At 68.8% G+C, this 26551-nt stretch carries 25 protein-coding genes and 2 pseudogenes; 15 read left to right on the top strand and 12 right to left on the bottom strand.

Annotated features, from left to right (window positions below):
- Positions 1–210: pseudogene (locus ACFQPD_RS01940) on the top strand (IS5/IS1182 family transposase); the annotation flags it as partial.
- Here ACFQPD_RS01940 and ACFQPD_RS01935 read toward each other — a convergent pair.
- Both ACFQPD_RS01935 and ACFQPD_RS01930 read right to left on the bottom strand, forming a co-directional pair.
- Positions 178–894, bottom strand: coding sequence for a glycosyltransferase family 2 protein (locus tag ACFQPD_RS01935; protein ID WP_385897856.1), 717 nt, complete (start codon positions 892–894; stop codon positions 178–180). The pseudogene ACFQPD_RS01940 and the gene ACFQPD_RS01935 sit on opposite strands and share 33 nt — an antisense overlap.
- A gap of 153 nt (positions 895–1047) precedes the next feature.
- Entirely contained in the window at positions 1048–2343 is a 1296-nt protein-coding gene (locus ACFQPD_RS01930; RefSeq protein ID WP_385897854.1) for a hypothetical protein, read from the bottom strand.
- 119 nt (positions 2344–2462) lie between these two features.
- Between ACFQPD_RS01930 and ACFQPD_RS01925 the strand changes: the two genes are divergently transcribed.
- Positions 2463–3143, top strand: coding sequence for a cytidylyltransferase domain-containing protein (locus ACFQPD_RS01925; RefSeq protein WP_385897852.1), 681 nt, complete (start codon positions 2463–2465; stop codon positions 3141–3143).
- A 12-nt stretch (positions 3144–3155) separates the two neighbouring features.
- Here ACFQPD_RS01925 and ACFQPD_RS01920 read toward each other — a convergent pair whose 3' ends face one another.
- The 4 genes from ACFQPD_RS01920 to ACFQPD_RS01905 all read right to left on the bottom strand — a co-directional run bounded on the left by ACFQPD_RS01920 (position 3156) and on the right by ACFQPD_RS01905 (position 7345).
- On the bottom strand, positions 3156–3779 hold the full coding sequence (locus tag ACFQPD_RS01920) for an SGNH hydrolase domain-containing protein (RefSeq protein ID WP_385897869.1): 624 nt from the start codon (positions 3777–3779) through the stop codon (positions 3156–3158).
- On the bottom strand, positions 3661–4971 hold the full coding sequence (locus tag ACFQPD_RS01915) for an acyltransferase family protein (protein ID WP_385897849.1): 1311 nt from the start codon (positions 4969–4971) through the stop codon (positions 3661–3663). Before ACFQPD_RS01915 ends, ACFQPD_RS01920 begins: the two co-directional genes overlap by 119 nt.
- A gap of 49 nt (positions 4972–5020) precedes the next feature.
- On the bottom strand, positions 5021–5476 hold the full coding sequence (locus ACFQPD_RS01910; RefSeq protein WP_385897846.1) for a nucleoside deaminase: 456 nt from the start codon (positions 5474–5476) through the stop codon (positions 5021–5023).
- Positions 5477–5737: 261 nt separating this feature from the next.
- A complete protein-coding gene (locus tag ACFQPD_RS01905; RefSeq protein ID WP_385897843.1) occupies positions 5738–7345 on the bottom strand; it encodes an alcohol dehydrogenase catalytic domain-containing protein in 1608 nt (535 codons plus the stop codon).
- Positions 7346–7484: 139 nt separating this feature from the next.
- On the opposite strand from ACFQPD_RS01905, the gene ACFQPD_RS01900 reads away from it, so the two are divergent.
- The gene (locus ACFQPD_RS01900) at positions 7485–8423 is read left to right on the top strand and encodes a sugar-binding transcriptional regulator (RefSeq protein WP_385897841.1); all 939 of its coding nucleotides are present in this window, start codon (positions 7485–7487) and stop codon (positions 8421–8423) included.
- Here ACFQPD_RS01900 and ACFQPD_RS01895 read toward each other — a convergent pair.
- From ACFQPD_RS01895 to ACFQPD_RS01885, 3 genes are all read right to left on the bottom strand, one after another.
- Positions 8383–8880, bottom strand: coding sequence for a hypothetical protein (locus ACFQPD_RS01895; RefSeq protein ID WP_385897838.1), 498 nt, complete (start codon positions 8878–8880; stop codon positions 8383–8385). The genes ACFQPD_RS01900 and ACFQPD_RS01895 overlap by 41 nt on opposite strands.
- Before the next feature lie 5 nt (positions 8881–8885).
- Entirely contained in the window at positions 8886–9962 is a 1077-nt protein-coding gene (locus ACFQPD_RS01890) for an NADH:flavin oxidoreductase (protein ID WP_385897835.1), read from the bottom strand.
- Positions 9963–10080: 118 nt separating this feature from the next.
- Entirely contained in the window at positions 10081–11373 is a 1293-nt protein-coding gene (locus tag ACFQPD_RS01885; protein WP_385897833.1) for an ATP-binding protein, read from the bottom strand.
- A 157-nt stretch (positions 11374–11530) separates the two neighbouring features.
- Between ACFQPD_RS01885 and ACFQPD_RS01880 the strand changes: the two genes are divergently transcribed.
- Entirely contained in the window at positions 11531–11716 is a 186-nt protein-coding gene (locus ACFQPD_RS01880) for a DUF5302 domain-containing protein (protein WP_385897830.1), read from the top strand.
- Positions 11717–11840: 124 nt separating this feature from the next.
- On the opposite strand, the gene scpA is transcribed toward ACFQPD_RS01880, so the two are convergent.
- The 3 genes from scpA to folP form a co-directional block, all read right to left on the bottom strand.
- Positions 11841–14024 carry a methylmalonyl-CoA mutase gene (gene scpA / locus ACFQPD_RS01875; RefSeq protein ID WP_385897866.1) on the bottom strand — a complete coding sequence of 728 codons (2184 nt, stop codon included), beginning with the start codon at positions 14022–14024 and terminating at the stop codon, positions 11841–11843.
- Between the two features lies 1 nt (position 14025).
- Positions 14026–15897 carry a methylmalonyl-CoA mutase small subunit gene (gene mutA, locus ACFQPD_RS01870; RefSeq protein ID WP_385897827.1) on the bottom strand — a complete coding sequence of 624 codons (1872 nt, stop codon included), beginning with the start codon at positions 15895–15897 and terminating at the stop codon, positions 14026–14028.
- 111 nt (positions 15898–16008) lie between these two features.
- Positions 16009–16896, bottom strand: a complete 888-nt coding sequence (folP, locus tag ACFQPD_RS01865; protein ID WP_385897825.1) for a dihydropteroate synthase — start codon at positions 16894–16896, stop codon at positions 16009–16011.
- 344 nt (positions 16897–17240) lie between these two features.
- Between folP and ACFQPD_RS01860 the strand changes: the two genes are divergently transcribed.
- The 11 genes and pseudogenes from ACFQPD_RS01860 (at position 17241) to ureG (ending at position 26518) form a co-directional block, all read left to right on the top strand.
- Positions 17241–17657, top strand: a complete 417-nt coding sequence (locus ACFQPD_RS01860; protein WP_385897822.1) for a helix-turn-helix domain-containing protein — start codon at positions 17241–17243, stop codon at positions 17655–17657.
- 395 nt (positions 17658–18052) lie between these two features.
- Positions 18053–19321 (top strand): urea ABC transporter substrate-binding protein, encoded by a 1269-nt coding sequence (gene urtA / locus ACFQPD_RS01855; RefSeq protein ID WP_385897820.1) that lies wholly within the window; start codon positions 18053–18055, stop codon positions 19319–19321.
- 1 nt (position 19322) lies between these two features.
- Positions 19323–20207, top strand: coding sequence for an urea ABC transporter permease subunit UrtB (urtB, locus tag ACFQPD_RS01850; protein WP_385897817.1), 885 nt, complete (start codon positions 19323–19325; stop codon positions 20205–20207).
- Entirely contained in the window at positions 20204–21280 is a 1077-nt protein-coding gene (gene urtC / locus ACFQPD_RS01845; protein WP_385897815.1) for an urea ABC transporter permease subunit UrtC, read from the top strand. Before urtB ends, urtC begins: the two co-directional genes overlap by 4 nt.
- Positions 21277–22083, top strand: a complete 807-nt coding sequence (gene urtD / locus ACFQPD_RS01840; RefSeq protein WP_385897812.1) for an urea ABC transporter ATP-binding protein UrtD — start codon at positions 21277–21279, stop codon at positions 22081–22083. Before urtC ends, urtD begins: the two co-directional genes overlap by 4 nt.
- Positions 22083–22772: an ATP-binding cassette domain-containing protein gene (locus ACFQPD_RS01835; protein WP_385897810.1), complete on the top strand. Its 690-nt coding sequence runs from the start codon at positions 22083–22085 to the stop codon at positions 22770–22772. The genes urtD and ACFQPD_RS01835 overlap by 1 nt, the downstream gene beginning before the upstream one ends.
- Before the next feature lie 15 nt (positions 22773–22787).
- Positions 22788–23084: pseudogene (locus tag ACFQPD_RS01830) on the top strand (urease subunit gamma); the annotation flags it as partial.
- 27 nt (positions 23085–23111) lie between these two features.
- On the top strand, positions 23112–23432 hold the full coding sequence (ureB, locus tag ACFQPD_RS01825; RefSeq protein WP_385897864.1) for an urease subunit beta: 321 nt from the start codon (positions 23112–23114) through the stop codon (positions 23430–23432).
- Positions 23429–25132 (top strand): urease subunit alpha, encoded by a 1704-nt coding sequence (locus tag ACFQPD_RS01820; RefSeq protein WP_385897807.1) that lies wholly within the window; start codon positions 23429–23431, stop codon positions 25130–25132. The genes ureB and ACFQPD_RS01820 overlap by 4 nt, the downstream gene beginning before the upstream one ends.
- Positions 25132–25797: an urease accessory protein UreF gene (locus ACFQPD_RS01815; protein WP_385897805.1), complete on the top strand. Its 666-nt coding sequence runs from the start codon at positions 25132–25134 to the stop codon at positions 25795–25797. Before ACFQPD_RS01820 ends, ACFQPD_RS01815 begins: the two co-directional genes overlap by 1 nt.
- Positions 25790–26518 carry an urease accessory protein UreG gene (gene ureG, locus ACFQPD_RS01810; RefSeq protein ID WP_385897802.1) on the top strand — a complete coding sequence of 243 codons (729 nt, stop codon included), beginning with the start codon at positions 25790–25792 and terminating at the stop codon, positions 26516–26518. The genes ACFQPD_RS01815 and ureG overlap by 8 nt, the downstream gene beginning before the upstream one ends.
- The last annotated feature ends 33 nt before the right edge of the window (positions 26519–26551 follow it).

Here is a 26551-nt window from a genome sequence, read left to right as displayed (position 1 = left end):
GACGAGATCGGACACCGGCAACGCCGCGGGTCCGCAGGCGGACGCCCTCCAGCGTTCGACAAGGTCACCTACAAGAACCGCAACGTCGTGGAGCGCTCCTTCAACGACCACAAGCAATGGCGCGGCATCGCTACCCGATACGACAAACACGCAGCCATCTACCGAGGAGGCGTTGTCCTACGCGCGATCACCCTCTGGCTTCACGCATAAGGAGACACGCCCTAGGACGGAAGCGGGCCAATGCCACCACCTCGTGAGCTTCAAAGGCGCGCACAGGGCGGCAACGCGCGCCTCCTCCGCTTCCCGCATCGCCTGAAACTCTGGGGCTCCAGAGGTCGATGACATCACCGTGCGCAGGTGCACTCCAACGAGCTTGGCGATGGGCCGCCGTTGGTTCAGCATGAGCCAGTGGTCTCCGCCCCAGATCAGCAGGTCGTCGGGCACGGGCAGGTAGTCGCTGCGGCGCAGCATCATCAGTGTGCCGAACGGGGTGGTCCCCAAGCTGCCAAAGCGGTGGCGCACTCGCTCACGTCGGCGCGGCCGCAGGCAGGACTGGGAAGGTCCCAGCATGGAGTATCGGCCTCGGCCAAGCACATTCGCCGCGTGATCGAGTACGGCGTTCGAGAAACGGACGTCGTCGTTGATAATCGCTAGGAACTCCCCACGGGCCTCGCTGGCTCCCAGATTCCAGGCGGGGTTAACGTAAATGTTGTGGTCCTGCTGCAGCACCCGCACCTTCGCCGACTCCCACTGCAGAGGTTCGGGAGCGTTGTTGACGACAAGGATTTCGTGGACCAGAGGGTGGGCGGCCAGTTGGTCGACGAGTGCGGCGATCCCTGGCGATCGTTGCAGCGTCGGGATCACCGCACTGAACTTGCCCGAGACATGGGACATGCCACAGATCGTATCCCACACATAGACGCTCCTTTGGGTGCTATCGAGGGACGTCGACTCAAAGCGTCAAGTGGACGGCAAGACGCAACCTCAGCGGCTGTTTCGTGGCCGGGGTCACCATCCTGTCGGGCCGAGACAGCGACATCAGGCCCCTCAGCTGCGAACTCTGTGGCACGGGACGCGCATTGCCCAATCGCCAGGAGCCTGGTGTAGCTCGATCACCTTGCCGTCGCGGCACAGAACCCGCGCAGCAGCGACCTGTTCGCCCCAGGTGGAGCCGATATCTCGCCTAGGCACGAGCGCCGGGGACCCTGCAGCGGCAACGCCGATTGCAAGTGCCACCAGCATCCCAGCGACACGCCTGTGGGCCACGCCTCTTTGGGCCAAGCCCTCTACGGTGATAAGCAGCCAGGCCCAGAGAAGCAGCGTGGCGCCTGTTCCCCACCTGATCAGCGAAATTGGTGGAACGTCGTAGGAGAGTGAAGCGTAGTTATTGATCAGGAAGCTCAGGAACCACGTGGCTGCCGACGCGAGAAGGGCACTCGCCCCTGCAATCCGCAGAGCCGGTTCGGTTCGGAGTAACACGACGCTGATGCCGAGGCATAGCACCAGAGCGAGGGCAGGCATCCACCATCCCGTGATCTCAATGATCCAGCTAATGCGTGCTTGGTTGCCGCTGATCGATCCAAGCACAACATTGGCCAGGTAGCCCTTGGCGGCTGAGCCGATGTCGCCCAGCCCATCGCCACGAGCATGCCCTGTGGCGAGGACGGAGACGACCTGTGCGACCGCGCCAATCCCAACGCCGGCCAACGTATGCAGGTGGTGTCCGCGGTGTCTCCACTCAAGTAGCGCCAGGATGGGGAGCAAGATTACGACCTGAATCTCAGTGGTCGTGGCTGCGAACATCACCACGCCCCACAAGATTGGCCTGCAAGTGCCGGTGGAACTCACGAACATGATCCAGAAGGCCAGATAGAGCATGTACCAGTGGACGTTGGCAAGATTTCCGAGGGCTTCAACACCGGCGAACGGCAGGATCAGTGGCACCAAGCCCACGGCGAATGTAATGAAGCGGCTCTGAATCAGATGGCGCGCAGCGACGGAACTAAGAGCCCCTACGGCTCCTGTCACGGCGCCGGCTCCAGCTGTGGATGCCAACGCCCACCAAGCTGCCGGCAACAGCGACACCCCGCTCGATATGATCCGAGGAATGAGATGGAGGTAGCCGTCATAGGGTTCCCACAGCAGCGCGACTGATGGTCGAATGAGCCAGTCTTCAAGGAAGACGGCGCCATCCTCCGCATAGATCACATCCCAGGCTCGCCGAGGTAAGCGTGCGAACGTGACGATGACGCCAAATGCGCTTCCGAGGAATACCAGCGACACGAAACGGCCGATGGAAAGGGGTGCCGCACTCGGCGCCGATAAGAGCTTTCCCAATTCCAATCACCCCTCAAATGCGGGAACAGGGCCAGACTATGGGTGTCGGCGACACCGGTAGCACCGTGACGTAGAATCGGTCGGGTTGCCATCCGTGGCGTACCCGGATGCGGCACGCTAAGCGCATGTCCACGCTCGCTGTCATCCCTGCCCGCGGTGGTTCCAAGGGAATCCCGCGGAAGAACCTCCTGAGTGTCGCGGGCAAGCCCCTGATCGTCTGGACCATCGAACAGGCGCTTGCCGTCCCCGGCCTGCGGGTGGCGGTCTCCACGGAGGACCCGGAGATCGCGACCGCAGCGGCCGCCGCCGGGGCGTGGGTCATCGCGCGCCCCACGGACCTCGCCCAGGACGACACCGCGACGGAGCCGGTTGTCGAGCACGCCATCGTCGACTGCACGGAGCGGTTCGGCAGACCGGACCGGGTGCTTCTCCTCCAGGCGACGTCTCCCGTCCGTCGCCCGGGAACGATCGGCCGGGCCCTGGCCCAGTTCGACCGGGACGGCGTCGATTCCCTGGTCGGGGTCGTGCCCACGCCGCCGTTCATCTGGTCACTCGACGGCGACCAGGCGGTTGCGCACTGGGACTGGCAGCGCCGCGCCCGACGTCAGGACATGCGGTCCGACCAACTGCGGTACCGGGAGACCGGCTCGCTCTATGTGACCCGCACCGACATCTACGAGCGCACCCACAACCGCATGGGCGGCCGTATCGGCCTCTTCGTCATGGATGAGATCGAGGGCGTCGATATCGACAGCATCCACGACGTGACTGTGGCGGAGGCGGCCCTGGCACGTCTGGGCGGGTGATCCCCCCCCGCCTCACCTGGACGCGGCGTCCTCCAACGCGGCCCGCAGCACGGGTGTCGTCTCCACCGCACGCTCCGCGAGCAGGCGCGCGCCCAGCTCCGTGACGTGGTCGTCGTCGGAGTAGAGCAGGCCCTCCGGGGAGTCTCGGTAGCAGCGCGTCTCGTCGCAGAGCGCCGTGTGCATCGAGATGATGCCGGCGAGTTCGCGCCCCCCGGTCATGTCCTCCAGGGCCTCGCGGATCGCCACCTTCCGCGGCTCGAAGTAGCTCTGGTCCCAGTCGCACACCGCCCCGTCCAGGATGAGTGAGTGCCGGTGGGTGCAGCTGTACATGTCGGTGGGCCAGATCGGGTTGTCGTCGGCGATGAGGATGCGGCGGCCGAGCTGGATCGTGCCCTCAATGGTCCTCCGCAAACCCACATCTTCAGCATTTGAAAGCGCTCGGCCGTCCCGGACGAGATGTCGGACGTAGACGACCGTCTCGATCTCGGGCCGGGCCTCCACATGCCGGAGGACGCGCTCAACTCCCTCCATGGAGGCGAACGGTTTGGGAGACCGGACGGTGATGATGCCGATGTTGGCATCCGGGTAGAGGCTGACGAAGCCGGGGAACAGGGCCTCGGCATGGCTGTCGCCGATGATCAGTACCGACGCCGCCCCCGGCTTCGTGGTTCCGCAGAGGCCGTTGGAGAGGTCGGCCATGTCGGGGTCGCAGGGGACGAGCTCGGAGGACCGCTCCTCGACGTCCTCGTCGAGATCCCGAGGTCGTTCGACGGAGGGGGCGATCGCCGCGGCGAAGACCAACGACGCTGACACGGCCATCGCCGTCGGAGGGATCAGGACCACCCCCAGGGTGGAGATGACCCGCTGGACCCGCCTTGGCGACGACGATGAAGGGCCAGTGCCACAGGTACAGCGAGTACGACCAATCGCCGATCGCGACCATGGGACGCGAGCTGAGAATGGCGGTGAGCGGCCCCCCGCCGTCGCGCCCGGCCAGGATGAGCAGCGCCGTGCCCACCACGGGCAGGAGGGCCCACTTGCCCGGGAAGGGTGTCTCGGGCGTGATGGCCATGAAACCCCACACCATCAGAGCCGCCCCGATCACCCCTGCGGCGCGGAGCACCAGCGACGGCAGGCGCTGCACCAGCCCTATGCCCAAGGCGAGCAGGCAGCCGGCCAGAAACTCCCACGCCCTTGTCACGGGGCCGTAGTAGCCGAGCGGGAAGTCGGTTCCCACCTGGATGGAGGCCAACGACCCCACAGCCAGAAGCCCCAGCAGCAGGAGCGCAACAGCCTTGGGCGACCGTCTGCTGAGCCGTCGCCCCAGCACAAGCGAGAGCAGGAGCAGCGCCGGGAGGACCACATAGAACTGCTCCTCGACGGACAGCGACCAGGTGTGGAGCATCGGGTTGCGCTCCGCGGCGGTCCCGAAGTAGTCGCCGGTGTGGTCGGCGATCACCCAGTTCGCGACGCCGACGGTGGCCCCCAGGGCCGTCTTGAACGCCGTCTCCTGGGGCCCGAGCGGCGACAGGAAGAGCAGCGACAGCAGCACCGTGACAGTGCTCGTCACGGCGAGGGCAGGTCCCAGCCGCTTGAGCCGCCTGATGTAGAAGCGGCGGAACGAGATCGTCCCAGTGGTGGCGTGCTCACGCAGCAGCATCAGCGTGATGATGAAGCCGGAGATCACGAAGAAGACGTCGACGCCGGTGAAGCCGCCGGGCACGGGCAGGCCGGCGTGCGTGACCATGACCGCGAGCACGGCGACGGCGCGCAGGCCTTGGAGGTCGCGCAGGCGACCGGTGCCGGGAGTGTCGACGGAGGAGGTCATGATTCCGAGATCGTAGGTGCTGCCGGGGCGGTTGTCGCACTGCCGAGGCTTAGTACGGGCGTCGCCCCTCGTAGCCGATCCAGGCTGCGAACGGCTCCATGGCCCGCGACCGCGGCTCATGGACGCGCGCCATGGCGCGGGGAGAGCCCGCGATCTCGTCGTAGAACGCCGCGTCGTCGAAGCCGGCCGCGGCGGCGTCGTGGCGGTCCGCCGCGAACACCACCCGCGACACCCTCGCCCAGAGCGCCGCCCCCAGGCACATCGGGCACGGTTCGCAGGACGCGTAGAGCACGCAGCCGGTGAGGTCGTGGGTGCCGAGGCCGACGGCGGCCGCGCGGATGGCCTGCACCTCGGCGTGTGCGGTGGGGTCGGGGACCGCGGTGACGCGGTTGACGCCCTCGAAGACCTGCCCCGACGGGGCTACCAGGACGGCGCCGAACGGGCCGCCGCCGTCCGTGACGTTCGCGACGGCGAGGTCGATCGCGCGCTGCAGGTGATCAGTCATCGAGCCCTCCTGGTCCTCACTGTAGTGAGTCTGGGGAGAGGGATCGCCGCCTGCGGCGACGGCTTCGAGACTCGGGCGCGACGGCGTTGCCGTCGGCCCGCGACCTCAGCGAACAGGGAGGCGGCGGCTTCGAGACTCGGGCGCGACGGCGTTGCCGTCGGCCCGCGACCTCAGCGAACGGTGGGGTGGCGGCGGCTTCGAGACTCGGGCGCGACGGCGTTGCCGCCGGCCCGCGACCTCAGCGAACGGTGGCCCGCGACCTCAGCGAGCGGTCGCCAGCAACGCCTCCTCGGCCTCCTTGGTCCACACCCCGTTGTTCAGCTTCGCCGCGACCTCCGGAAGCTTCTCCGGCATGTCGACCAGCCGCGTCAGCGGCAGGTCGTGCAGCGACGGGAACACCATGATCTTCCCGCCGGAGGTCCGGTTCATCACCGACTCGATCGCATCCCGGAACCCCGCCATCCCGGTGACGGCGTCGAGGGAGATGTGCGTGTCGATGATCCCCTCCTCGATCTTGCGCAGCACCGTGCGCATGTCGGAGACGTCCGAGCCGGAGGTGCCGAGCATGAAGATGCGGCGCTCGATGATCGCCTGCAGGTCGAACTCGCCGGTGGTGCCGGCGGGGATGCCGGCGAAGGCGTTGATGATCGCGCCCTCGGCGGCCAGGTCCACGGCCTGCGCAACGAGCGCGGGGACCGGCACCATGCACGAGAGATGCGTGTAGCCGGGCTCAAGCTTGGTGGTCCCGGTGTTGATGATGGTGAGCTCGATGCCGGCCTTCTCCGCGACCGGGCGCGTGAGCGACTCGAGGTGCGCGAGCCGGTCGTCGCTGAGGTCCGTCCCCGCGACCGTGATGCCCGCGATCCCCGACGTCAGCGCCCGCATCGTGTGCATCTGGCCCATCGGCCCGGCGGCGCCGATGATCGCGACCTTGTCGCCCTCACGGATCTCGCCGTTGGCGGGGATCCACGCGTAGCCGTCGGCCGGATCCTCGCCGGTGGTGCCGCAGAAGCGGATGAAGTCGTAGTGGACGCGGCCGATGTCGATCTTCACGGGGCCGTCGATCACCTCGCCGGCCAGCACGACGCACAGCACGCCGCGCATGCCCAGCAGACCGCCGAGCGCCTCCAACGCCGCGACATCGGATCCCCGGTACACGATGTCGTCGAACGCCTGCCCCTCCAGGCCGGCGATCCCGGAGGCGTCGATCCGCACCACCTCGGCGGGCGTGTGTGTCGCGGTGAGCTCGTCGATGCCCGCGACGTCGCCCACCACCAGCATCCGGCCCCCCGCCTTGGGGTGGTTGCGCTCCGCCCAGGCGTAGGAACCCTCGACGGTGGCCCACGGCTCGATGAGGCCGACGGCGGCCGCGGACGGGCCGTCGGAGACGTGGATGAGGAACTTCTCCCCGTCCGGCGCCACGACGCAGCGCTCGTCGACGACGACGTACTCCTGCAGCGCGCCGTCGAAGTTGTAGCCGAACGCGCCGTTCGACTTGGGCGTCTTGAGGTGCTTCCAGTCGGCCTGCACGAGCACCCGGTCGCCGACGGCGAAGTGGGTCACCTGGTCGCCGACGGCGACGATGCGGGCCACGGGCTCGTGCCCGGGAACCACCGGCGCGGCGCCGGGGTGGTAGCTCGGGATCTCGGCGAGCGCGTCCAGATCGATGCCGGAGACGACGTCGGCCTTGCGCGGGTGGGAGTCGAACGCGTGGAGCAGCTTGGTGTCGCTGAAGCAGATGCCGCAGGCCTCCACCTTGAGCAGCAGCTGGGTGGGGCCGACGGGGTCGACCGCCTTGCTCTCGTTGTGGATGAACTCATCCACCCCGGTGATCTGGATGGCGTGCTGCGTGGCCGGGATCTCCGTCACTGCTACTCCTTCGTGGCGCATGGCTCGGGCTTGTCGACACTGAATCTATGCCCGTCGCCACCGCGTGAGAAGCTATCGGCAGACGATTGGGCATCTGCCCACGGCGGCGGGTGCCGCTGGAGGCGACGAGGAGGCGCGCGTGGTACTCACTCCCGGGGCCGGGGACCTCGACCTGGCCGTGCGCGCTGCGTGGCTCTACTACGAGGACGGCCTGACCCAGGCCCAGGTGGCCGCGCGGCTGTACGTGTCGCGGCAGACCGTCGGCCGGCTGCTGGAGACGGCGCGCCAGCAGGGCATCGTGCGGATCGAGATGGACGCCAACTACCTGGCCGCCCTCGGCCTGGCCACCCAGCTGCGCGAGCGGACGCCGCTGACCGACGCCGTCGTCGTGCCCATGCTCAGCGGGCCGATGAGCCGGGAGCGCACCAACGAGCGGGTCGCGGCCGCGCTCGCGGCCTACGCCAGGCGCTACCTGCATCCCGGCGTCGTCGTGGGGGTCGGGTGGAGCGACACCGTCGCACGCGCGCTCACCATGCTCTCGGCAGAGTCGCTCGACGGCGTGACGCTGGCCTCGGCCGCCGGCACCATCGACAACGTCGCGCAGCTGGTCTCGGAGAACCCCGCGGCGGTCCGCTGCCTGCGCACGGTGCCGTCGCCGCTGTTCGTCTCGAGCGCCGAGCTGGCAGAGTCGCTGCGGTCCGAGGACGCCGTCGCGAAGGTCTTCGACCTCGCCCGGAGCGCCACCCTCACCCTCACCGGCGTGGGGGCCGTGCGGCCGGGCGGCTCCGCGGTGCGCACCGGCATGGTGACCGACGACGACGTCGCGGCCTACGCCGCCGCCGGGGCGGTGGGCGACATGATCGGCCAGTGGTTCGGCCGGCGGGGTGAGATCATCGACGGCCCGGTGTCCGGCCGCGCCGTCACCTTGGGCCTCGACGCGCTGCGGGCGTTGCCGAACGTCGTCGGGGTGGCCGCGGGTGAGGACAAGATCGACGCCATCAGGGGCGCCATCGCGGGCCGCTACCTCGACGTGCTGGTCACCGACGAGCCGACGGCGCAGGCCCTGCTGGGCCGATAGCGTGCCCGCCCAACCACGGCTTCCGTGGTGATGACGCAAGGCGCACTGGGTCGAAGGGGGTACGTGTGATGGTCGCGGGGCCGTGCGGCGGGTGCCATGACTGGCCTGGGACCCAGATGGCGCCGACGGCGGCCGCCCATTCCGGGTAGTCGCGCAGGCTCGCCACCGCGACGTGGATCGCCAGCACGCCGATGCCGCGGTCGAGCGCGGCCGCCAGCCCGAGGGGTCCGGGGGCGTCTGAGGGGAGGCGCTGATCGGTGTCCGCCCATGGGTCGCCGGCGTTGACCACGAGCAGGTCCACCCCGTCGAGGCTGGTCATGGCGTGGTCGACGTCGTCATCGACCTCGACGATGAAGCCCGCCTCGACGAGCGCCCCGGCGATCCTGGGCGTGGTCCGGTCGAAGGGGTGCCACGGGTGCGCATACCGGCCGGTGCCGGCGGCGATCAGTGCGCGCACGGCCGTCAGCTGTCCACGAGCTGTGGCCACCCGGTCGAGAAGTACTCGACGAAGGGCTCGCCGACGCAGTTGTCGCGGAGCTGCTGCTTGGAGACGGGGAACGACGGCCCGGGGTAGTGGGCGTCGGCCAGGATCCGTTCGGCGATCCGCTGATCCGCGATGGCGGCGCGCCCGACCACGACGAAGTCGACGCCGGTGGCCAGCGCGGCGGTCGCGGTGGGGCCGCTGGCCACCTTGCCCGCGATCCCGAGCCTGGTGCCTCCGCGGGGAAGGTCGACGAAGTGGCTGACCAGCGGGGCGTCGCCGTCAGCGGCCCCCTCCGGGAGCTTGGTGACGTCCCACAGGGACAGGTCGAGGTGGTCGAGGCCACCCTCGGCCATCAGCTCGCCACTGAGCTGTGCGATCTCGGGGGTGCTCAGGCCGAATCGTTCCGTCGAGAGCCGCAGCCCGAGGTGGAAGTCCGACGAGGTGGCGGCGCGGACGGCGGCGATGGTCTCGCGGATGATCCGCGACCTGCCGTGGAGGTCACCGCCGTAGCCGTCGTCGCGCGTGTTGTGGGCGGCGAGGAACTGGCACAGCAGGTAGCCGTGGGCACCATGCAGCTGGACTCCGTCGAACCCGGCACGCTCGGCTCGGGCCGCTGCGGCGGCGAAGTCTTCGATCGCTGACTCGATCTCGCCCGTGGTGAGCGCGCGGGCGCCCGTGGTGGGGTCGTCGTAGGGGGCGACGGCGGGCTCACCGGATGCGGCGGGGTCTGCCTTCGCGCCGCCGTGGTGGATCTGGACCAGCGAGGCCGCCCCCGCGTCGCGGATGCCAGAGGCCAGCCGCTCCAGACCGGGCAGTTGTGCGTCATCGCTGATCCCGAGCTGCCCGTTCCAGGCCTTGCCCGCCTGCGCCACGTAGGCGGCCGCGGTCATCACCATGCCGAAGCCGTGGCGGGCGCGGGCAAGCAGCCAGTTGATCTCGGTGTCCGAGAGCGTGCCGTCGGGGTTGGACTGCTTGTTGGTCAGCGGCGCCAGCGCCACGCGGTTGCGCCAGGCGGGGCCGTGGGAGAAGTCGAGCGAATCGGAGAGCTGCGTCACGAGACTGAGACTACTGGGCGGCCGGGAGGCCCCCGCCGCGGGCCCACGGTCCTTCCGGGATCGAAGAGAGTGAGAATCCGGGGACATGGCACCGTATGAGCCCCATCTGCCCGGAATCTCACTGGGAGGGAGCCGACGGAGCGGGCCACGGACCAAGCAGGGACAACGGGATCACTGCGACGCCGTCGCGCCGTCGGTATGCCTCCGGACCGGTGTTGAGGATGATCTTGTCGATCACCTTGTCGCCCAGACGCTCGGCGAGCCAGCGGAGGTGGCGCGTGTCGGAGTCGCCGACGGTGGATGAGAGCTTCACCTCGATCGGGAGGACGTGTCCGTCATCGCGCACCACGACCATGTCGATCTCGTGGTCGCCGTTTCTTGTGCGTAGGTGACCGACCGAGGCTCCCACAGCACTGGCGGCCACCCGGACGCACAGTGCGGCCAGTGACTCGAAGAGGTGTCCGAGCATGGTCCCGGAATGGGCGCCGACGATGCTCCCCTGTCCGTCCACCAAGGAGTCGACGGTGAGCCCGAGCAACCGCGCGGCCAGCCCTGGGTCTGCCAAGTGATGTTTCGGGGCCTGCTGAAGCCGGTTTAGGGCGCTGCCCATCGGCTGCCATGCGGGGATGGGGTCGAGCAGCCAGAGTTGAGTCAGGACCTCGCGGTAGGCCACCGATGTGGATCGGGCGGGCTTCTCCGACTCTGAAGGAGTCGCGGCGTCGAGGATCTGGGCGTAGTTGGCCGTGGTCGCGCTCGCCGCGGAGTAGGCGCGGAGCCAACGTAGCAGCGCGTCCGGCCTACGCACGGCCAGCCCTGCCTCGGGCACATCGCGGTCCACGACGTTGTGCAGGTAGGAGTCGAGCTGGAACTTTCGCGGACCGTCAGGAAGGCCCCTCATTGCGGGGAACCCGGTGTTGACGATCTCACGCGCGTAGTCCACCAACCGCAGGTCAGAGGAACCCGCTACCCGCGCACCGCCGTGGAGCAGCTCGGCGAGGCTGACGGCTGTGTGATGGCCGCGTTCGCTCAGGGTCATCGGCCTCATCCTCAACCTCCCGATCCGTCCAGCACCGGAGTGTGCAGTGGCCCCGGGGGCGGGGGAGGCGCTGCCTGCCAGAAGGAATCGGCCTCCGCTCGGGTCGCGGTCCACAGCGCGGCGGATCGTGTCCCACACAGCGGGCACCTTCTGCCACTCGTCGACGAAGAGAGGGGTCTCCCTGAGCAGAATCGATTCGGGGTCGGCCAGGACCGCCTCGCGCTGGGCCGTGTCGTCAAGGTTGATGACGCTCCGCACCCGTTGCTCGGCGGTGGTGGACTTCCCCACGGCCTTAACGCCGTCGATGGCGATGGCGGGGATGTGGGGAAAGAGCTCGTCGAGTTGGTCATCCAGGATTCTGCGCTGGTAGTCCATGGCCGGATCATACATCCAGCAGCACTTGAATCATACATCCAGCACGACTCGAACCATGCATCGAGCAGGCAGCGAATCATACATCGAGCAGGTGCTCGTGGGAGCGAGGGAGACGGTTGGGCCACGGTCCCACCGCTGCCCGCGTACGCTGGGGGCCATGTCAGAGTCAGAACAACCCGCAGAGAAGTTGGATCCCAAGGAGGCCATGCGTCAGGCCCTCGAGCGCAAGAAGCAGGCCGAGCACCTGTCCGCGTCGCAGGGCGTCGACGTCGGCCGCGGGCAGGCGCACGCGCACGGCAAGGTGGGTGGGAAGCGGCAGTTCCGGCGCAAGTCGGGCGGCTGATTCCGAAATCTTCCCCTGGGGCTTCATCTGTGCACATGCACATAAGAAGCCCTGGAGAAGATGAACGTCGATCACATGACTGTGGCCCGCCCCCCGAGGGGGACGGGCCACAGTCATGTCCGGGTCAGTCGGCCAGGCGCTCGTTCAGCTTGGTGAGCAGGTCGATCGCAGCCGCCGGGATGATGGTGCCGGGCGGGTAGATCGCGTCGGCGCCGTGCTCGCGGAGCTCGTCGAAGTCCTGGCTCGGGATCACGCCGCCCACGACGATCATCAGATCCTCGCGGCCCAGCTTGTCCAGCTCCTTCCGCAGCGCGGGCACCAGCGTGAGGTGACCGGCGGCCAGCGAGGACACGCCCACCACGTGGACGTCGGACTCGACGGCCTGGCGGGCCACCTCCTCCGGCGTCTGGAACAGCGGGCCGACGTCGACGTCCATGCCGAGATCGGCGTAGGCGGTCGCGATGACCTTCTGTCCGCGGTCGTGGCCGTCCTGGCCCATCTTGGCGACGAGAATGCGGGGGCGACGGCCCTCCTTCTTCTCGAACTCCTCGACGAGCCTGCGGGCTTCCTCGATGTCGTCGTTCGAGCCGGCTTCGGTGTTGTACACACCAGAGATGGTACGGATCTGCGCGGTGTAGCGGCCGTAGACCTTCTCCAACGCGTCCGAGATCTCGCCGAGCGACGCCTTGGCGCGGGCCGCGTCGATCGACACCTTGAGCAGGTTGCGGTCCGGATCGGTCGGGTCGGGGTTGGCGGCCGCCCAGGTGACGCGCTCCAGCATCTCCTGCGTGACGGTCTCGTCGCGCTCGGCGCGCAGCCGCTCCAGCTTGGCGATCTGCGCCTCGCGCACCGCGCGGTTGTCGACCTTCAGGACCTCGAGGGCGTCCTCGTTGTCCAGCCGGTACTTGTTGACGCCGATCACGGGCTGACGGCCGGAGTCGATGCGGGCCTGCGTGCGGGCCGCGGCCTCCTCGATACGCATCTTCGGGATGCCCTGCTCGATGGCCTTGGCCATGCCGCCGGCCTGCTCGACCTCCTGGATCCGCTCCCACGCCTTGCGCGCCAGCTGCTCGGTGAGCTTCTCGACGTACGCAGAGCCGGCCCACGGGTCAACCGTGCGGGTGGTACCCGACTCCTGCTGCAGGAACAGCTGGGTGTTACGGGCGATGCGGGCCGAGAAGTCGGTCGGCAGTGCGATGGCCTCGTCGAGCGCGTTGGTGTGCAGCGACTGCGTGTGGCCCTGCGTGGCGCCCATGGCCTCGACGCAGGTGCGCACGACGTTGTTGTACACGTCCTGCGCGGTCAGCGACCAGCCGGAGGTCTGCGAGTGCGTGCGCAGCGACATCGACTTCGGGTTCTTCGCCCCGAACTGCCGCACGAGGCGCGCCCACAGCAGACGCGCGGCGCGCATCTTGGCGACCTCCATGTAGAAGTTCATGCCGATCGCCCAGAAGAAGGACAGGCGGGGCGCGAACGCGTCCACGTTGAGGCCCACGGACTCGCCGGCGCGGATGTACTCCACGCCGTCGGCCAGGGTGTAGGCCATCTCGATATCGGCCGTCGCTCCGGCCTCCTGCATGTGGTAGCCGGAGATGGAGATCGAGTTGAACCGGGGCATGTTCGCCGAGGTGTAGGCGAAGATGTCGGCGATGATCTTCATCGACGGCGACGGCGGGTAGATGTAGGTGTTGCGGACCATGAACTCCTTCAGAATGTCGTTCTGAATGGTTCCGGCCAGCTGCTCGGGCTTGACGCCCTGCTCCTCGGCCGCGACGACGTACAGCGCCAGCACGGGCAGCACCGCGCCGTTCATCGTCATGGACACCGACATCTGGTCCAGCGGGATCTTGTCGAACAGCTGGCGCATGTCGAGGATCGAGTCGACGGCGACGCCCGCCATGCCGACGTCACCTGCCACGCGGGGGTGGTCCGAGTCGTAGCCGCGGTGGGTGGCCAGATCGAAAGCGATCGACAGGCCCTTCTGGCCAGCTGCCAGGTTGCGGCGGTAGAAGGCGTTGGACTCCTCGGCGGTGGAGAAGCCCGCGTACTGGCGGATGGTCCACGGCTGGTTGACGTACATCGTCGCGTAGGGGCCGCGCAGGAACGGCGGGATGCCGGGCATGGTTTCCAGGAAGTCCAGGCCCTGCAGGTCCGAGTCGCCGTACAGCGGCGGCACGAGGATCCGCTCGGGGGTCTGCCAGCCGGCGGTGTGGCCGGTGGTGTCCATGATGGCTTCGAACTTGGCCGCGGCGTCGGCCGCGACGGCCTCCGTCAGCTCGATGTCCGTGAAGCGGGGGACGGTCATAATCTCAGGCTCCCAACTTGGTCAGGGTGGCGTCGAGCAGCTCGACCACGTTCATGCCGTCGAACACGTTGCCGTCGACGGCGCCCTCAGCGCCCTCGCCCAGCTCCTTGATCTGGCCGGCGATCAGCACCGTCTCGGCGCCCGCGGCGCGCAGGGCCTCGGCCACCGCGACGCCTTGGCTGGCGTAGACCTTGGCGCTGGAGCACAGCACCGCGACCTTCGCGCCGGACTCGGTGAGCTGGCGCGCGAAGTCCTCGGGCGCCTCGCCCTCGGCGACGAGCGTGTCGATCCCGCCCACGTGGAACAGGTTCGACGTGAAGCCCTCGCGGCCGCCGAAGTCGCGGCGGGCGCCGAGGCAGGCGAGCAGCACCGTCGGGGCGCTGCCGGCCTCGCGGGCCGCGGCGGAGCGGTCGCGGAGGTCCTCGAAGACCTGCGCGTCGCGGACCGGCTTCAGCCCGCCGAGCTCGGGAGCCGCGGGGCGGGCCTTGCGTTCCAGCGCGGCCTCCTCGTGGTTCGGGAACATCGACACGCCCGTCAGCTGGATCTTGCGGGTGGCCAGCTGCGCCGCGCGGGCGGCGTTGACCTCATCCAGTTGAGCCTTGACGGTGCCGTCGGCCAGCGCCGCGGCGAAGCCTTCGCCGTCGAGGCCCTGGAACACGGCCCACGCCTTGTCGGAGAGCTGCCGGGTGAGCGACTCGACGAACCACGAACCGCCGGCGGGATCGTTGACCCGGCCGACGTTGGACTCCTCGGCCAGCACCACCTGCGTGTTGCGGGCCGTGCGGCGCGAGAAGTCCGTGGGGAGGCCCGCGGCGGCGTCGAACGGAAGCACGGTCTGCACCTCGGCGCCGCCCGCTGAGGCGGCGAAGCAGGAGATCGTGCCGCGCAGCATGTTGACGTAGGCGTCGTCGCGCGAGATCTGCCGCTCGGAGGTGACCGCGTGCTGGATGGCGCCGCGCTTGGCCTCGGCCACGCCGAGCACCTCGCCGACCCGCGACCACAGGCCGCGCAGCGCACGCAGGCGGGCGATGGTGGCGAACTGATCCGTGGTGGCGGAGACGCGGAACATGATCGCGTCGAACGCCTCGTCGACGCTCAGGCCGGACTCGGTGAGCGCGCGGACGTACTCGACGCCCACCGCGACCGCGTAGGCCAGCTCGTGCACGTCGCCCGCGCCGGCGTTGTGGTAGATGGTGGCGTCGACCACGATGGGCCGCACGCCGGGGTAGGGCTTGGCGAGCTCGACAGCCTTCGCCAGGACGCCGAGGTCCGCGTCGGTGCCGGCCAGGGCGGCCGCGCCGATCGGATCGACGCCCAGGTTGCCGGTCAGAGTCGCCGCGTCCTTGCCGGAGGCCGCGAACACGTCGGCCAGCGCCATGGCGGCGTCGAGCTGCTGCGTCTTCGAGGTGACATACACCGGTGCCAGGTCCAGCAGGACGTCGCTGAGCACCGCGGCGACGTCGCCGACGGCGATCGCGTCGGGATCCACGCGCAGGTAGACCGCCGTGCCGCCGCGCTCCAGGTCCGTGATGACGGCGCGGCGGGTCTCCGCGACGTCCGGGTCCTCGTGCAGCTGCGCGATGTGCCAGGCGTCCATGTCGCCGTCGCGGACCGTGGTGCCGCGCACGAACGGCGCGACGCCCGGGTAGCCGAGCTCCTCGACCCCGTCGTCCTTGGTGTACAGCGGCTTGATCTCGAGCCCGTCGACGGTGGCGCTCGTCAGGCGCTTGTACGCGGCCTCGACACTGAGCTCCTTGCCCTCGGGGCGCTTTCGGTTCAGGACCTTCAGGACCTCCTTCTCCCAGTCGCCCCGGGAAGGAGTGTCGAAGTCTGCGGCCAGGCTGATGTCGGCCGCACTGGTGGCTTGATCGCTCATCGCTCTCCGTCTTGTCTCAAGGGGTGTGCACCCACGGCTCCACACTAAACCAGCGACGGGGGCCGCGGAGTGCGGGGCGGTGAAAGGTCGGACCGAAGCGCGGTGGTACTATCAGCGACCGCGATCGGCGCGTGCCGGAGGCCGGTCACCGCGGATCGAGGCCACCATGTCGAGGACGCGCCGCGTGGCGCGCACGTCATGGGCCCGGAACACCGTCGCACCTAGCCACGCCGCCACCGCCGTAGCTGCCAGGCTTCCTTCGAGCCGGTCGTCCGTGGGCAGGTCGAGGGTCTCCCCGACGAAGTCCTTCCTGCTGATCGCCTGCAGCACCGGAAAGCCCAGCGCGACGACGCGGTCGGTCGCGGCGACCAGCGCGAGCGAGTTGGGCGTGGTCTTGCCGAAGTCCAGCGTCGGGTCGACCAGGACGCCGTCGGGCCTGACCCCGGCGTCCACCGCGCGACGGGCGCCGTCGGCCAGCACGCGAAGGACGTCCTCGACGACGGCGTCGCCCGGCCCGTAGCCGACCCCGACGGGATCGGTGCGTGGCGGGAGGCCCCCGGTGTGCGAGACGACGTAGCCGGCGTCGAGGCGGGCCGCGACGTGGACGAGGTCCGGGTCCGCGCCCTGCCAGGTGTCGTTGACCAGGTCGACGGCGCCCTCGCAGGCGAGCGCCACCTCGGCGCGCCAGGTGTCGAGGCTGATCGGGAGCCTGGGGTAGCGCTCGCGGAGGGCCATCACGAACGGGCGGACGCGGGCGATCTCGGTGGCTTCGTCGACCCACTCGCCCTCCTGCCCGGCGCGCACGCCGCCGACGTCGATGAGGTCGACGCCCTCGTCGACCATCTGCTCGGCGCGGCGGAGGGCGGCGGCGTCGTCGAGGTAGCGGGCGGAGGCGTAGAACGAGTCCGGGGTGCGGTTGATGATCCCCATCACGGCGGGGCGGGAGGTGTCGAAGCGAAGTCCGCGCAGGACGAGCGGGGCGGGCTGGGGACGGGTCACCCCGGAAGTCTAGGTGGGCGTCGCGGGGCTGCTTCGTGCTCGGACCTGCGTTGAGCTCGGAGCCGGGATCCCGTTGAGCCGGACACGGCTGTCGGCGAACTGGTTTGAGCCGGACACGGCTCTCGTTGGACTGGGTTGAGCCTGAACCCGCCTTCGCTGGGGCTTGAACGTTCGAATGTGGCCGGGAGTGCAGCGACCCCGGGATCAGGCTCAACGTCCCCCGCCGAGAGCCGTGTCCGGCTCAAACCAGTTCACCCATCTGGGCCGCTGCCAAGGAAGTGGGTGTCTCTCGGACCGCGGGGAACAACTGGGCCCGGGGCTACAAGACCTACCGAGGCGGTGAGGTGGTGGGATTCGTGCCCGCCGTGGAACGACTCGCAGTGCGTCAGATCAGCAGCCGCTTCCTGCCCCAGGACGAGCGGATCGAGATCGCCGACCTGCGGGTGCAGGGTCTCAGCGTCCGCGAGATCGGCAGGCGACTGGGACGGGCCCCGACCGTCCGTGTTGCGACGTTGACTGGTACCCGCCCCGTCGAAACCGACCAGTTCGGGCGTCGTCCACAAGCGGCCCGGTATGTGCCCAATCAGAAGCGGGCTGGCAGCGACGAGGGGGTGCGCTCACGCTTCCTGACCAGCGCCACCCGGCATGCCCAATTCGTCTCGCCGTGCTCCAAGACACGAGCCGGTCCGGCTCCATCAGAGGTAGTTCGTTGCGGTGGTGGCAATGTGAATCACAGCGAAGAGGGTTGCCGGCACGAGTGATGGACAATTCTCCAGGTAGCGCCACAGGCAGATGAAGTACTCAGCATTCTCGAAGTCTGTCACGGGCCACCATGCGCGCCACGGGTGACCCGGACAGGTCCTACGCGAACGACTCCGCGGGATCGCGGGGGCCCGATCATGCCGCATCTCCCTCGGGCGCCGTCCGGGTCCGCCAGAGACACCCCCGCCCGAGAACTTCGACGGCTCAGCTGGGTGGAGGGCAGACCCGCGGAAGGTCGTAACAGATCTTAACAAGCGGTAACACCCTTGGAACAGGACCGAGACTGCCCGGACACCTGACACTCATAGCTTCTGGATGAAGGGACGGCGTCAGTCCCGGGGGACTTCCCCCGGCCGGCCGTCCCTTTTCTGTTCAGGCACCTGAAAGGACAACCATGTCTGTGTTCGGCACCCCCCAGGCGCGTACGTCGATAGTCGCTCTCTCCCTCGTCTCCGCTCTGGCGCTCGCCGGCTGTGGTGCGCGCGCCTCGGGCACCGACGACTCCGCCGCCTCGGCTGAGTCCTGCGTCGACACCTCCGCCGACTCCATCAAGGTGGGCTTCCTCAACTCTCTCTCCGGGACCATGGCCATCTCCGAGAAGACTGTCAACGACTCGCTCAACATGGCCGCGGAGGAGATCAACGCTGCTGGTGGCGTCCTCGGCAAGCAGCTCGAGGTCATCACCGAGGACGGCGCCTCCGAGCCCACGACCTTCGCCGAGAAGGCCCGCAAGCTCATCTCCTCGGACTGCGTGGCTGCAGTCTTCGGCGGATGGACTTCCGCCAGCCGCAAGGCCATGCTCCCCGTCTTCGAGGACCAGGACTCCCTGCTCTACTACCCGGTCCAGTACGAGGGCCTCGAGGCCAGTCCCAACATCTTCTACACCGGCGCCACCACCAACCAGCAGATCATCCCCGGCCTGGACTACCTGCGCGAACAGGGACACACCAAGGTGTTCCTGGTGGGCTCCGACTACGTGTTCCCCCGCACGGCGAACCGCATCATCAACGCCTACGCCGAGGCCCACGACATGGAGATCGTCGGCGAGGAGTACACCCCCCTCGGCAGCACGGACTTCGCCACCATCGTCGGCAAGGTCCGCAACTCCGGCGCCGACGCCGTGTTCAACACGCTGAACGGCGACTCCAACGTGGCCTTCTTCAAGGAGTACACCAGCGCCGGCCTGTCTGCCGACGCGATGCCCGTCCTGTCGGTCTCCATCGCTGAGGAGGAGGTCCAAGGCATCGGCGCCGCCAACATCGCAGGTCAGCTCACGGCGTGGAACTACTACCAGACCGTGGACACCGAGGAGAACGCCACGTTCGTGACCAACTTCAAGGCCAAGTTCGGCGACGACCGCGTGACCTCCGACCCGATGGAGGCCGCCTACACCTCCCTGTACCTGTGGAAGGCCACCGTCGAGAAGGCGGAGTCCTTCGCCGTGGCCGACGTTCAGGAAGCCGCCGACGGGGTCACCTTCGCCGCACCCGGGGGCTCCGTCACCCTCAACGGGGAGAACCACCACATCGCCAAGACCGCGATGATCGGGGAGATCTCCGAGGACGGCCTCATCTACTCGGTGTGGACCTCCGAGGGCCCCATCGAGCCCGACCCGTTCCTCACCACCTATGACTGGGCCGAGGGTCTGTCGGAGACCTCCTGACATGCAGATCTTCGCCGAACAGTTGTTCGCAGGGTTCAGCCTGGGGTCGGTGCTTCTGCTCACCGCCCTCGGGCTGGCCCTGACCTTCGGCCAGTTGGGCGTCATCAACATGGCCCACGGTGAGTTCGTCATGGTGGGCGCCTACACGGCGTTCGTCATGTCAGGCATCATCGGCCACGCCGGAACCTCGTTCCTGGTTTCACTGCCGGTGGCGTTCGTTGTCGCGGGCCTCCTCGGAGTCCTGCTCCACGCCACGATCATCAGCCGCATGCGGGACAGACCTCTGGACACCCTCCTGGTCACGTTCGGGGTGGCGCTGCTGCTGCAGCAGCTGGCCCGCGACATCTTCGGCGCCCCGAACGTCGACGTCCCCGCCCCGGCCTGGCTGTCCGGCCCCGTGGTGCTGGGATCACTTGTCATGCCGAAGAGCAGGCTGATGATTCTGTTGATCTGCGTCGTCGCCGTCGGGATCGTGGCCTACCTGTTGGCCAGAACGCCGCTCGGACGCCGGATCCGTGCAGTGGTGGGCAACCGTGCGCTCGCGGAGACCAGCGGCATCGACTCGGGCGGCATCGACCGCGCGACGTTCTTCATCGGTTCCGGGCTGGCCGGGCTGGCCGGAGTGGCGCTCACCCTCCTGGGCTCCGTCGGTCCCACCGTGGGCCAGAACTACATCGTCGATGCGTTCCTGGTGGTGGTCGCCGGTGGCATCGGCAAGATCAAGGGTGCAGTCCTGGCCGCCTTCACGCTCGGCATCCTGCAGTCGTTCTTCCAGCTGATGACAGACGCGAGTTTCGCCAAGGTGCTGCTGCTCGTGGTGGTCGTCGGCTTCCTTCAGATCCGCCCGCAGGGCCTGTTCACCGTCCGCACCCGGAGCCTCGCATGATCGATCGACTCAAGTCCCCCCTCATCGCACTCGTGCTCGTCGCCGCCCTGGCGGCAGCCCCGCTTCTGCTCAGCAGCTTCCGGCTGTCGTTGCTGGCCAAGTTTCTCTGCCTGGCCATGGTCGCCGTGGGGATCGGGCTGGCATGGGGGCAGGGCGGCATGCTGACCCTCGGGCAGGGCCTCTTCTTCGGGCTGGGCGGCTACATCATGGCCATGCACATGAAGCTCGCCGATGCCGGCCCGGGCGGGGTTCCCGACTTCATGATGCTTTACGGCACAGGCGTGGTGCCGGGGTGGTGGGAACCCATGCGCTCGGGCTCCCTCACCCTCCTCCTGGTGGTCCTGATTCCGGCAGCCTTCGCGCTCGTGCTCGGCATCGGTGTGTTCCTGCGCCGCGTCCGGGGCGCGTACTTCGCCATCCTCAGCCAGACCCTCGTCGCCGCCTTCGCGATCCTCCTGGTGGGCCAGCAGCAGACCACCGGCGGCACCAACGGGCTGACGGGGTTCAGCTCTTTCTTCGGCTTCGCCCTGTCCGACCCGATCAACCAGACCACCCTCTACTACGTGGTCGCCGGGACGCTCGTCGCCATGGTGCTGATCGTCCGCCAGCTCATGCGCAGCCGCTTCGGCGAGCTCCTGGTGGCGGTGAGAGATGAGGAGAACCGGGTCAGGTTCCTGGGGTACAACCCTGCGGTCATCAAGATCGTGGCCTTCGTCATCGCCGCAGTCTTCGCGTCCATAGGGGGGGCGCTGTTCGTGCCGGTGGCCGGCATGATCTCGCCCGCCGACGTCGGGGTCGTGGCCTCGATCGGTTTCCTCGTCGGTGTGGCCATCGGCGGGAGAGCAACGTTGTTGGGCCCGGTGCTCGGTTCCATCGCGGTCTCCTGGGCCCGGACCAGCCTTTCGGAGACCTTCCCGGGGGCCTGGACCTACTTCCAGGCGGCCCTGTTCATCGTCGTGATCGCGGCGCTGCCAGCCGGTCTCGCGGGAATCTGGGCTGTGGTGCGACGCCGGATGCGTTCCCGGGAACCGCACCCCCTCGCCCTCACCACACCTCAGGAGGCACCGGCATGAGCCGCACCATCGACCCGGGCTCGGCCACGCTCGTCAACGCGGGCACGGACCCCCGCCAGGAGTATCTCGAGGTCCGGCACCTGACCGTGTCGTTCGACGGGTTCGTCGCCGTGAACTCGGTGGACCTCACGGTGACCAGCGGGGACCTTCGATTCCTCATCGGGCCCAACGGTGCAGGCAAGACCACGATCATCGACGCGCTTACCGGACTGGTCAAGGCCAGCGGCTCGGCCCGGTTCGCCGGGAACGAGCTCATCGGTCGCAGCGTCCACCGTGTTGCCAGGATGGGCGTCGGTCGCACCTTCCAGACAGCCAGCGTGATTGAGGAGCTCAGTGTCCTGGCCAACCTCGACATCGCCAGCGGCGCCGGTCGTGGCCCGCGCACGCTGCTCCGGGCCCGGGGCCCACACGTACCCGACGACGTGGCCGAGGCGCTCGAGATCATCGGCCTGACGGAGCTCCGGGAGAAGCCCGCAGGCACGCTGGCCCACGGCCAGAAGCAGTGGCTGGAGATCGGGATGCTGCTGGTCCAGAAGGCCCACCTGCTCCTCCTCGACGAGCCCGTCGCCGGGATGAGCCAGGCCGAGCGGGAGCAGACAGCGATCCTGCTCCGTGCGCTCGCTCCTCGGCACACCGTCGTTGTGGTCGAGCACGACATGGAGTTCATGCGGCAGGTGGCGGACTCGGTCAGCGTCCTTGCCCGCGGCGAGCTCATCGCCGAGGGAAGCGTCGCAGACATCCAGGCCAACCCGCTCGTCCAGGAGGTCTACCTGGGCACCCCCACCACTGAAGGAGGCCGCTGATGCTGGAGATCGACGGTGTCACCTCCGGCTACGGCCGGACCAGCGTGATTTTCGATGTGTCGCTGCGCGTTCCCGACAGGGGCATCGTGGCCGTCCTCGGCAACAACGGGGCAGGCAAGAGCACGTTGCTGCGCACGGCGAGCGGCCTGCTGAAACCCACCGCAGGCAGGGTCCGCTTCAACGGCCAGGATGTGACTCGGATGAGCGCCCACCGACGGGCCAAGCTGGGTCTGGGATACGTCCCGCAGGGCCAGCAGTCGTTCGGCGACCTCACCACGCGCGAGAATCTGCAGTTGGTGGCCGACCACAATCCCCGCGGCCACGCCAAGCTGAGCGAGGTCGTCGACCTGTTCCCCGCACTCGGTGAGCTGATGGGACGCCGGGCTGGGCTGTTGTCCGGCGGCCAGCGCCAGCAGCTGGCCCTGGCTCGCGCGCTCCTCCTGGAGCCGTCGCTGCTCATGCTCGACGAGCCCACCGAGGGAATCCAGCCATCCGTGGTCCAGCTGATCGAACGCACCATTTCGGCGCTGGCGGCCGATGGACTCGCTGTTCTCCTCGTGGAACAGCACGTAGGGTTCGCGCTGGAAGCGAGTGACAGCTACGTCGTGCTGGCCTCCGGCCGGATCCGCGAGCGCGGTGACAGCGACTCTCACTCAAGCGCCGCCGTGCGTTCCGCCATGGCCATCTGAACGGGAGACCCAGACATGCACCTCATCGGCTCCGATACGGAGAAGCTTCTCATGGCTGTGGCAGGGATGGTCGCGCGCGACCGCCTGGCGCGTGGCGTCCGGCTCAACCACCCCGAGACCGTCGCCTACCTCAGCTGCTGGGTGATCGAACGGGCGCGCGACGGAGCCTCCGTGGCCCAGCTCATGGAGGAGGGCGCCCAGGTCCTCACCGCCGAGCAGGTCATGCCAGAGGTGCCGGCCATGTTGCACGACGTGCAGGTGGAGGCCACCTTCCCCGACGGCCGGAAACTCGTCACCCTCCACCACCCGTTAGGCCACGGCGACGACGAGCCGGGCGCCGTGCGTGTCGGGGAGGGCGTTGTCGTGCTCAACGGCGATCGGCGCGAGGATGAGCGCCTGAGCCTCACGATCACCAACACGGGTGACCGCCCCGTGCAGATCGGCTCCCACATCCACCTCCCCGACACCAACGGCGCCCTCGACTTCGACAGGGAGGCCGCCCACGGATTCCGGCTGGACATTCCGTCGGGCACTTCGGTGCGATTCGAGCCCGGCGTGGCGCGAGACGTCGACGCCGTGGCGTTCCGCGGCCGGCGTCGGGTCCCCGGCATCCAGCGCAAGGGCTCCGAAGCCGCCAACCTTGATGGAGGACAGTCATGAGCTCGATCACGCGCAGCCGATACGCGGCCCTCTTCGGTCCCACCCGCGGGGACCAGGTGCGCCTAGGCGACACCGACCTGTGGATCGAGGTGGAACGCGACCTCACCGTCGGCGGCGAGGAAGCCGTCTTCGGGGGCGGGAAGTCCATCCGCGAATCCATGGCACAGGGCACCACGACGCGAGCCGACGGTGCACTGGACACGGTGATCACCAACGCCGTTGTCCTTGACCACTGGGGGATCGTGCGCGCCGACGTCGGACTCCGCGATGGCCGCATCGTCGCCATCGGGCACTCCGGCAATCCGGACATCGCCGACGGCGTGACCCCCGGCATGGAGATCGGCCCCAGCACTGATGTCATCTCCGGCGAGGGGAAGATCCTGACCGCGGGCGGCATCGACATGCACGTTCATTTCCTGTCGACCAGCCAGGTGCACGAGGCCCTGGCCGCGGGCCTGACGACGCTCGGAGGGGGCGGCACCGGGCCTTCGGAGGGGTCCAAGGCGACGACCGTCACCCCCGGCGCCTGGCATCTCGAAACCGTGCTGCGCGGACTCGATCATCTGCCCATCAACCTGCTGCTGTTCGGCAAGGGCAACACGGTCAGCGCCGAGGGGCTGGCGGAGCAGGCGCGGGGTGGGGCCGCCGCCCTCAAGATCCACGAGGACTGGGGCGCAACCCCCGGCGCCATAGACGCGGCGCTCCGCGCGGCCGACGAGTTCGGCCTCCAGGTGGCCCTCCACAGCGACAGCCTCAACGAGGCGGGCTACGTGGACTCCACCATCGGCGCCATCGGCGGCCGCAGCATCCACGCGTTCCACACTGAGGGGGCCGGGGGTGGACACGCACCAGACATCCTGTCGATCGCGTCGCTGCCCAACGTGCTGCCCGGCTCCACCAATCCCACGCTCCCGCACACGGTCAACACGGTGGCAGAGCACCTCGACATGCTGATGGTCTGCCACCACCTCAACCCGGCCGTCCCCGAGGACCTGGCATTCGCCGAGTCGCGGATCCGCGCCACGACGATCGCCGCCGAGGACATCCTCCACGACATGGGTGCCCTCTCCATGACGTCCTCCGACGCCCAGGCCATGGGTCGCATCGGCGAGGTCATCACCCGCACCTGGCAGGTCGCGCACGTCATGAAGGCGCGGCGAGGCCGGCTGTCGGAGAGCCTGCCCGCCGATAACGAGCGGGCCCGCCGCTACGTCGCGAAGTACACGATCAACCCGGCCATCGCCCACGGCATCGACCACGAGATCGGCTCCGTCGAGGCAGGCAAACTGGCAGATCTGGTCCTGTGGGAACCCAAGTTCTTCGGGGTCCGACCCTCGGTGGTGCTCAAGTCAGGGATGATCGTCTGGGCAGCACTGGGCGACCCGAACGCCAGCATCCCCACCCCGCAACCGGTCCTGATGCGCCCCGCACTCGTCGCCGACGCCGCACCCAACTACTCGCTCACGTTCGCTGCCCCGGCGGCTCTCGACGCCGGACTGGCTGGGAGGCTCGGCCTGCGGCACGAGCTCGCACCCGTCAGGCCCACGCGGGGGGTGGGCAAGGCGGACATGATCAACAACTCGGCAACGCCGGCCATCGACATCGATCCGGAGACCTTCGCCATCACGATCGACGGCGAGACGGTGGTGCCCGCGCCGGCGGACCGGCTGCCGCTGGCGCAGCTCTACTCGCTGTTCTGATGGGCCCGGCATCGGACGGCGCGTTCGGCGCGCTCCTCCTGGGTGACGCCCGGCTGCCGGTGGGGGGACACACCCAGTCAGCCGGCCTCGAGCCGGCGATCCTCGCGGGCCTCCAGGCCCGCGACGTGCCCGGGTACCTGCGGGTCCGGCTCATGACAGTGTCCCGCGTGGACGCCGCGACCCTCGCGCTGGGCATGCGCGCCCTCCGCGGGGCCGACTACGGACTGGACCTGGTGCACGCCCACTGGTCGGCCCGCACCCCGAGCCATGTCCAGCGGCGGGCGGCGGAGCATGCGTCCCACGGGTACCTTCGGTTGGCGAAGCGGCTGGATCCCCGGCGGTCCGCGGCCGCCGGTGTGCCCGCGACCCGACCCCTGGCGATGGCCCTGCTCGCCGACATCCTGGCCTGCGACCCGCTCCAGGCTGTGCGGGTGCTGCTGCACGACGAGATTCAGACCATCACCTCAGCCGCCCTGAAGCTGCTCCCGCTTGACCCCGCCAAGTCAGTGGAATGGGCCATCGCCGCCCATCCCCTCGCGGAGACCATCGCGGCAGAGGCCGCAGCGGTCTCGCACCCGAGAGACATCCCGAGCCCATCCGCGCCCGAGACCGAGGCCTGGATCCATGCCCACGCCACTACCCCACGGAGGTTGTTCAGTGCCTGACCACACACATCCCCAGCGTTCGCTGCGGCTCGGCGTCGCCGGCCCGGTCGGAACGGGCAAGACGTCCCTCATCGGGCTGCTGTGCAGCAGGATGAGCGACGAGTTCTCGCTGGCCGTCATCACCAACGACATCTACACCGACGAGGACGCCCGCATGCTCCGCGGCGCCGGAGTGCTGGCGCCCGAACGCATCCGGGCCGTCGAGACAGGGGCGTGCCCCCACACCGCGATCCGTGATGACGTCACCATGAACCTGGTCGCCGTCGAGGAGATGGAGGCTGCCTTCGACCCGGTGGACATCACCCTGGTCGAGTCGGGCGGCGACAACCTCACTGCCACGTTCTCGCCCGCCCTCGTCGACGCCCAGCTCTTCGTCCTCGACGTGGCGGGAGGTGGAGACGTCGTCCGCAAGGGCGGGCCCGGCATCTCGCGGGCCGACCTGCTGATCGTGAACAAAACCGACCTGGCTCCCTACGTCGGGGTGGATGCGGAACTGATGGTGGAGCAGGGTCGCGAGGCCCGCGACGGACGCCCCGTGCTCCCCCTGAGCCGGACCGACGAGGCGAGCGTGGACCTGCTGTGCGGCTGGGTGCGAGAGACCCTGGAGCACGTCCGCAGCGGTCATCACGTCGCCGTCGATCCGGGCCCCATGGCCCCGCACTCCCACGGCGGCCTCCCCCCGCACACGCACGACGAGGGCGAGGCGCATCATCACCACTGAGGTCACCAGGATCACGGCCGCCCGAGACGGCAG

The sequence above is a fragment of the Tessaracoccus sp. O5.2 genome (assembly GCF_964266725.1).
In the GTDB taxonomy this organism is placed as follows: domain Bacteria; phylum Actinomycetota; class Actinomycetes; order Propionibacteriales; family Propionibacteriaceae; genus Arachnia; species Arachnia lapidicapta.
The sequence above is the reverse complement of the archived record's forward strand: the minus strand, read 5'-3'. Positions and strand labels throughout refer to the sequence as shown.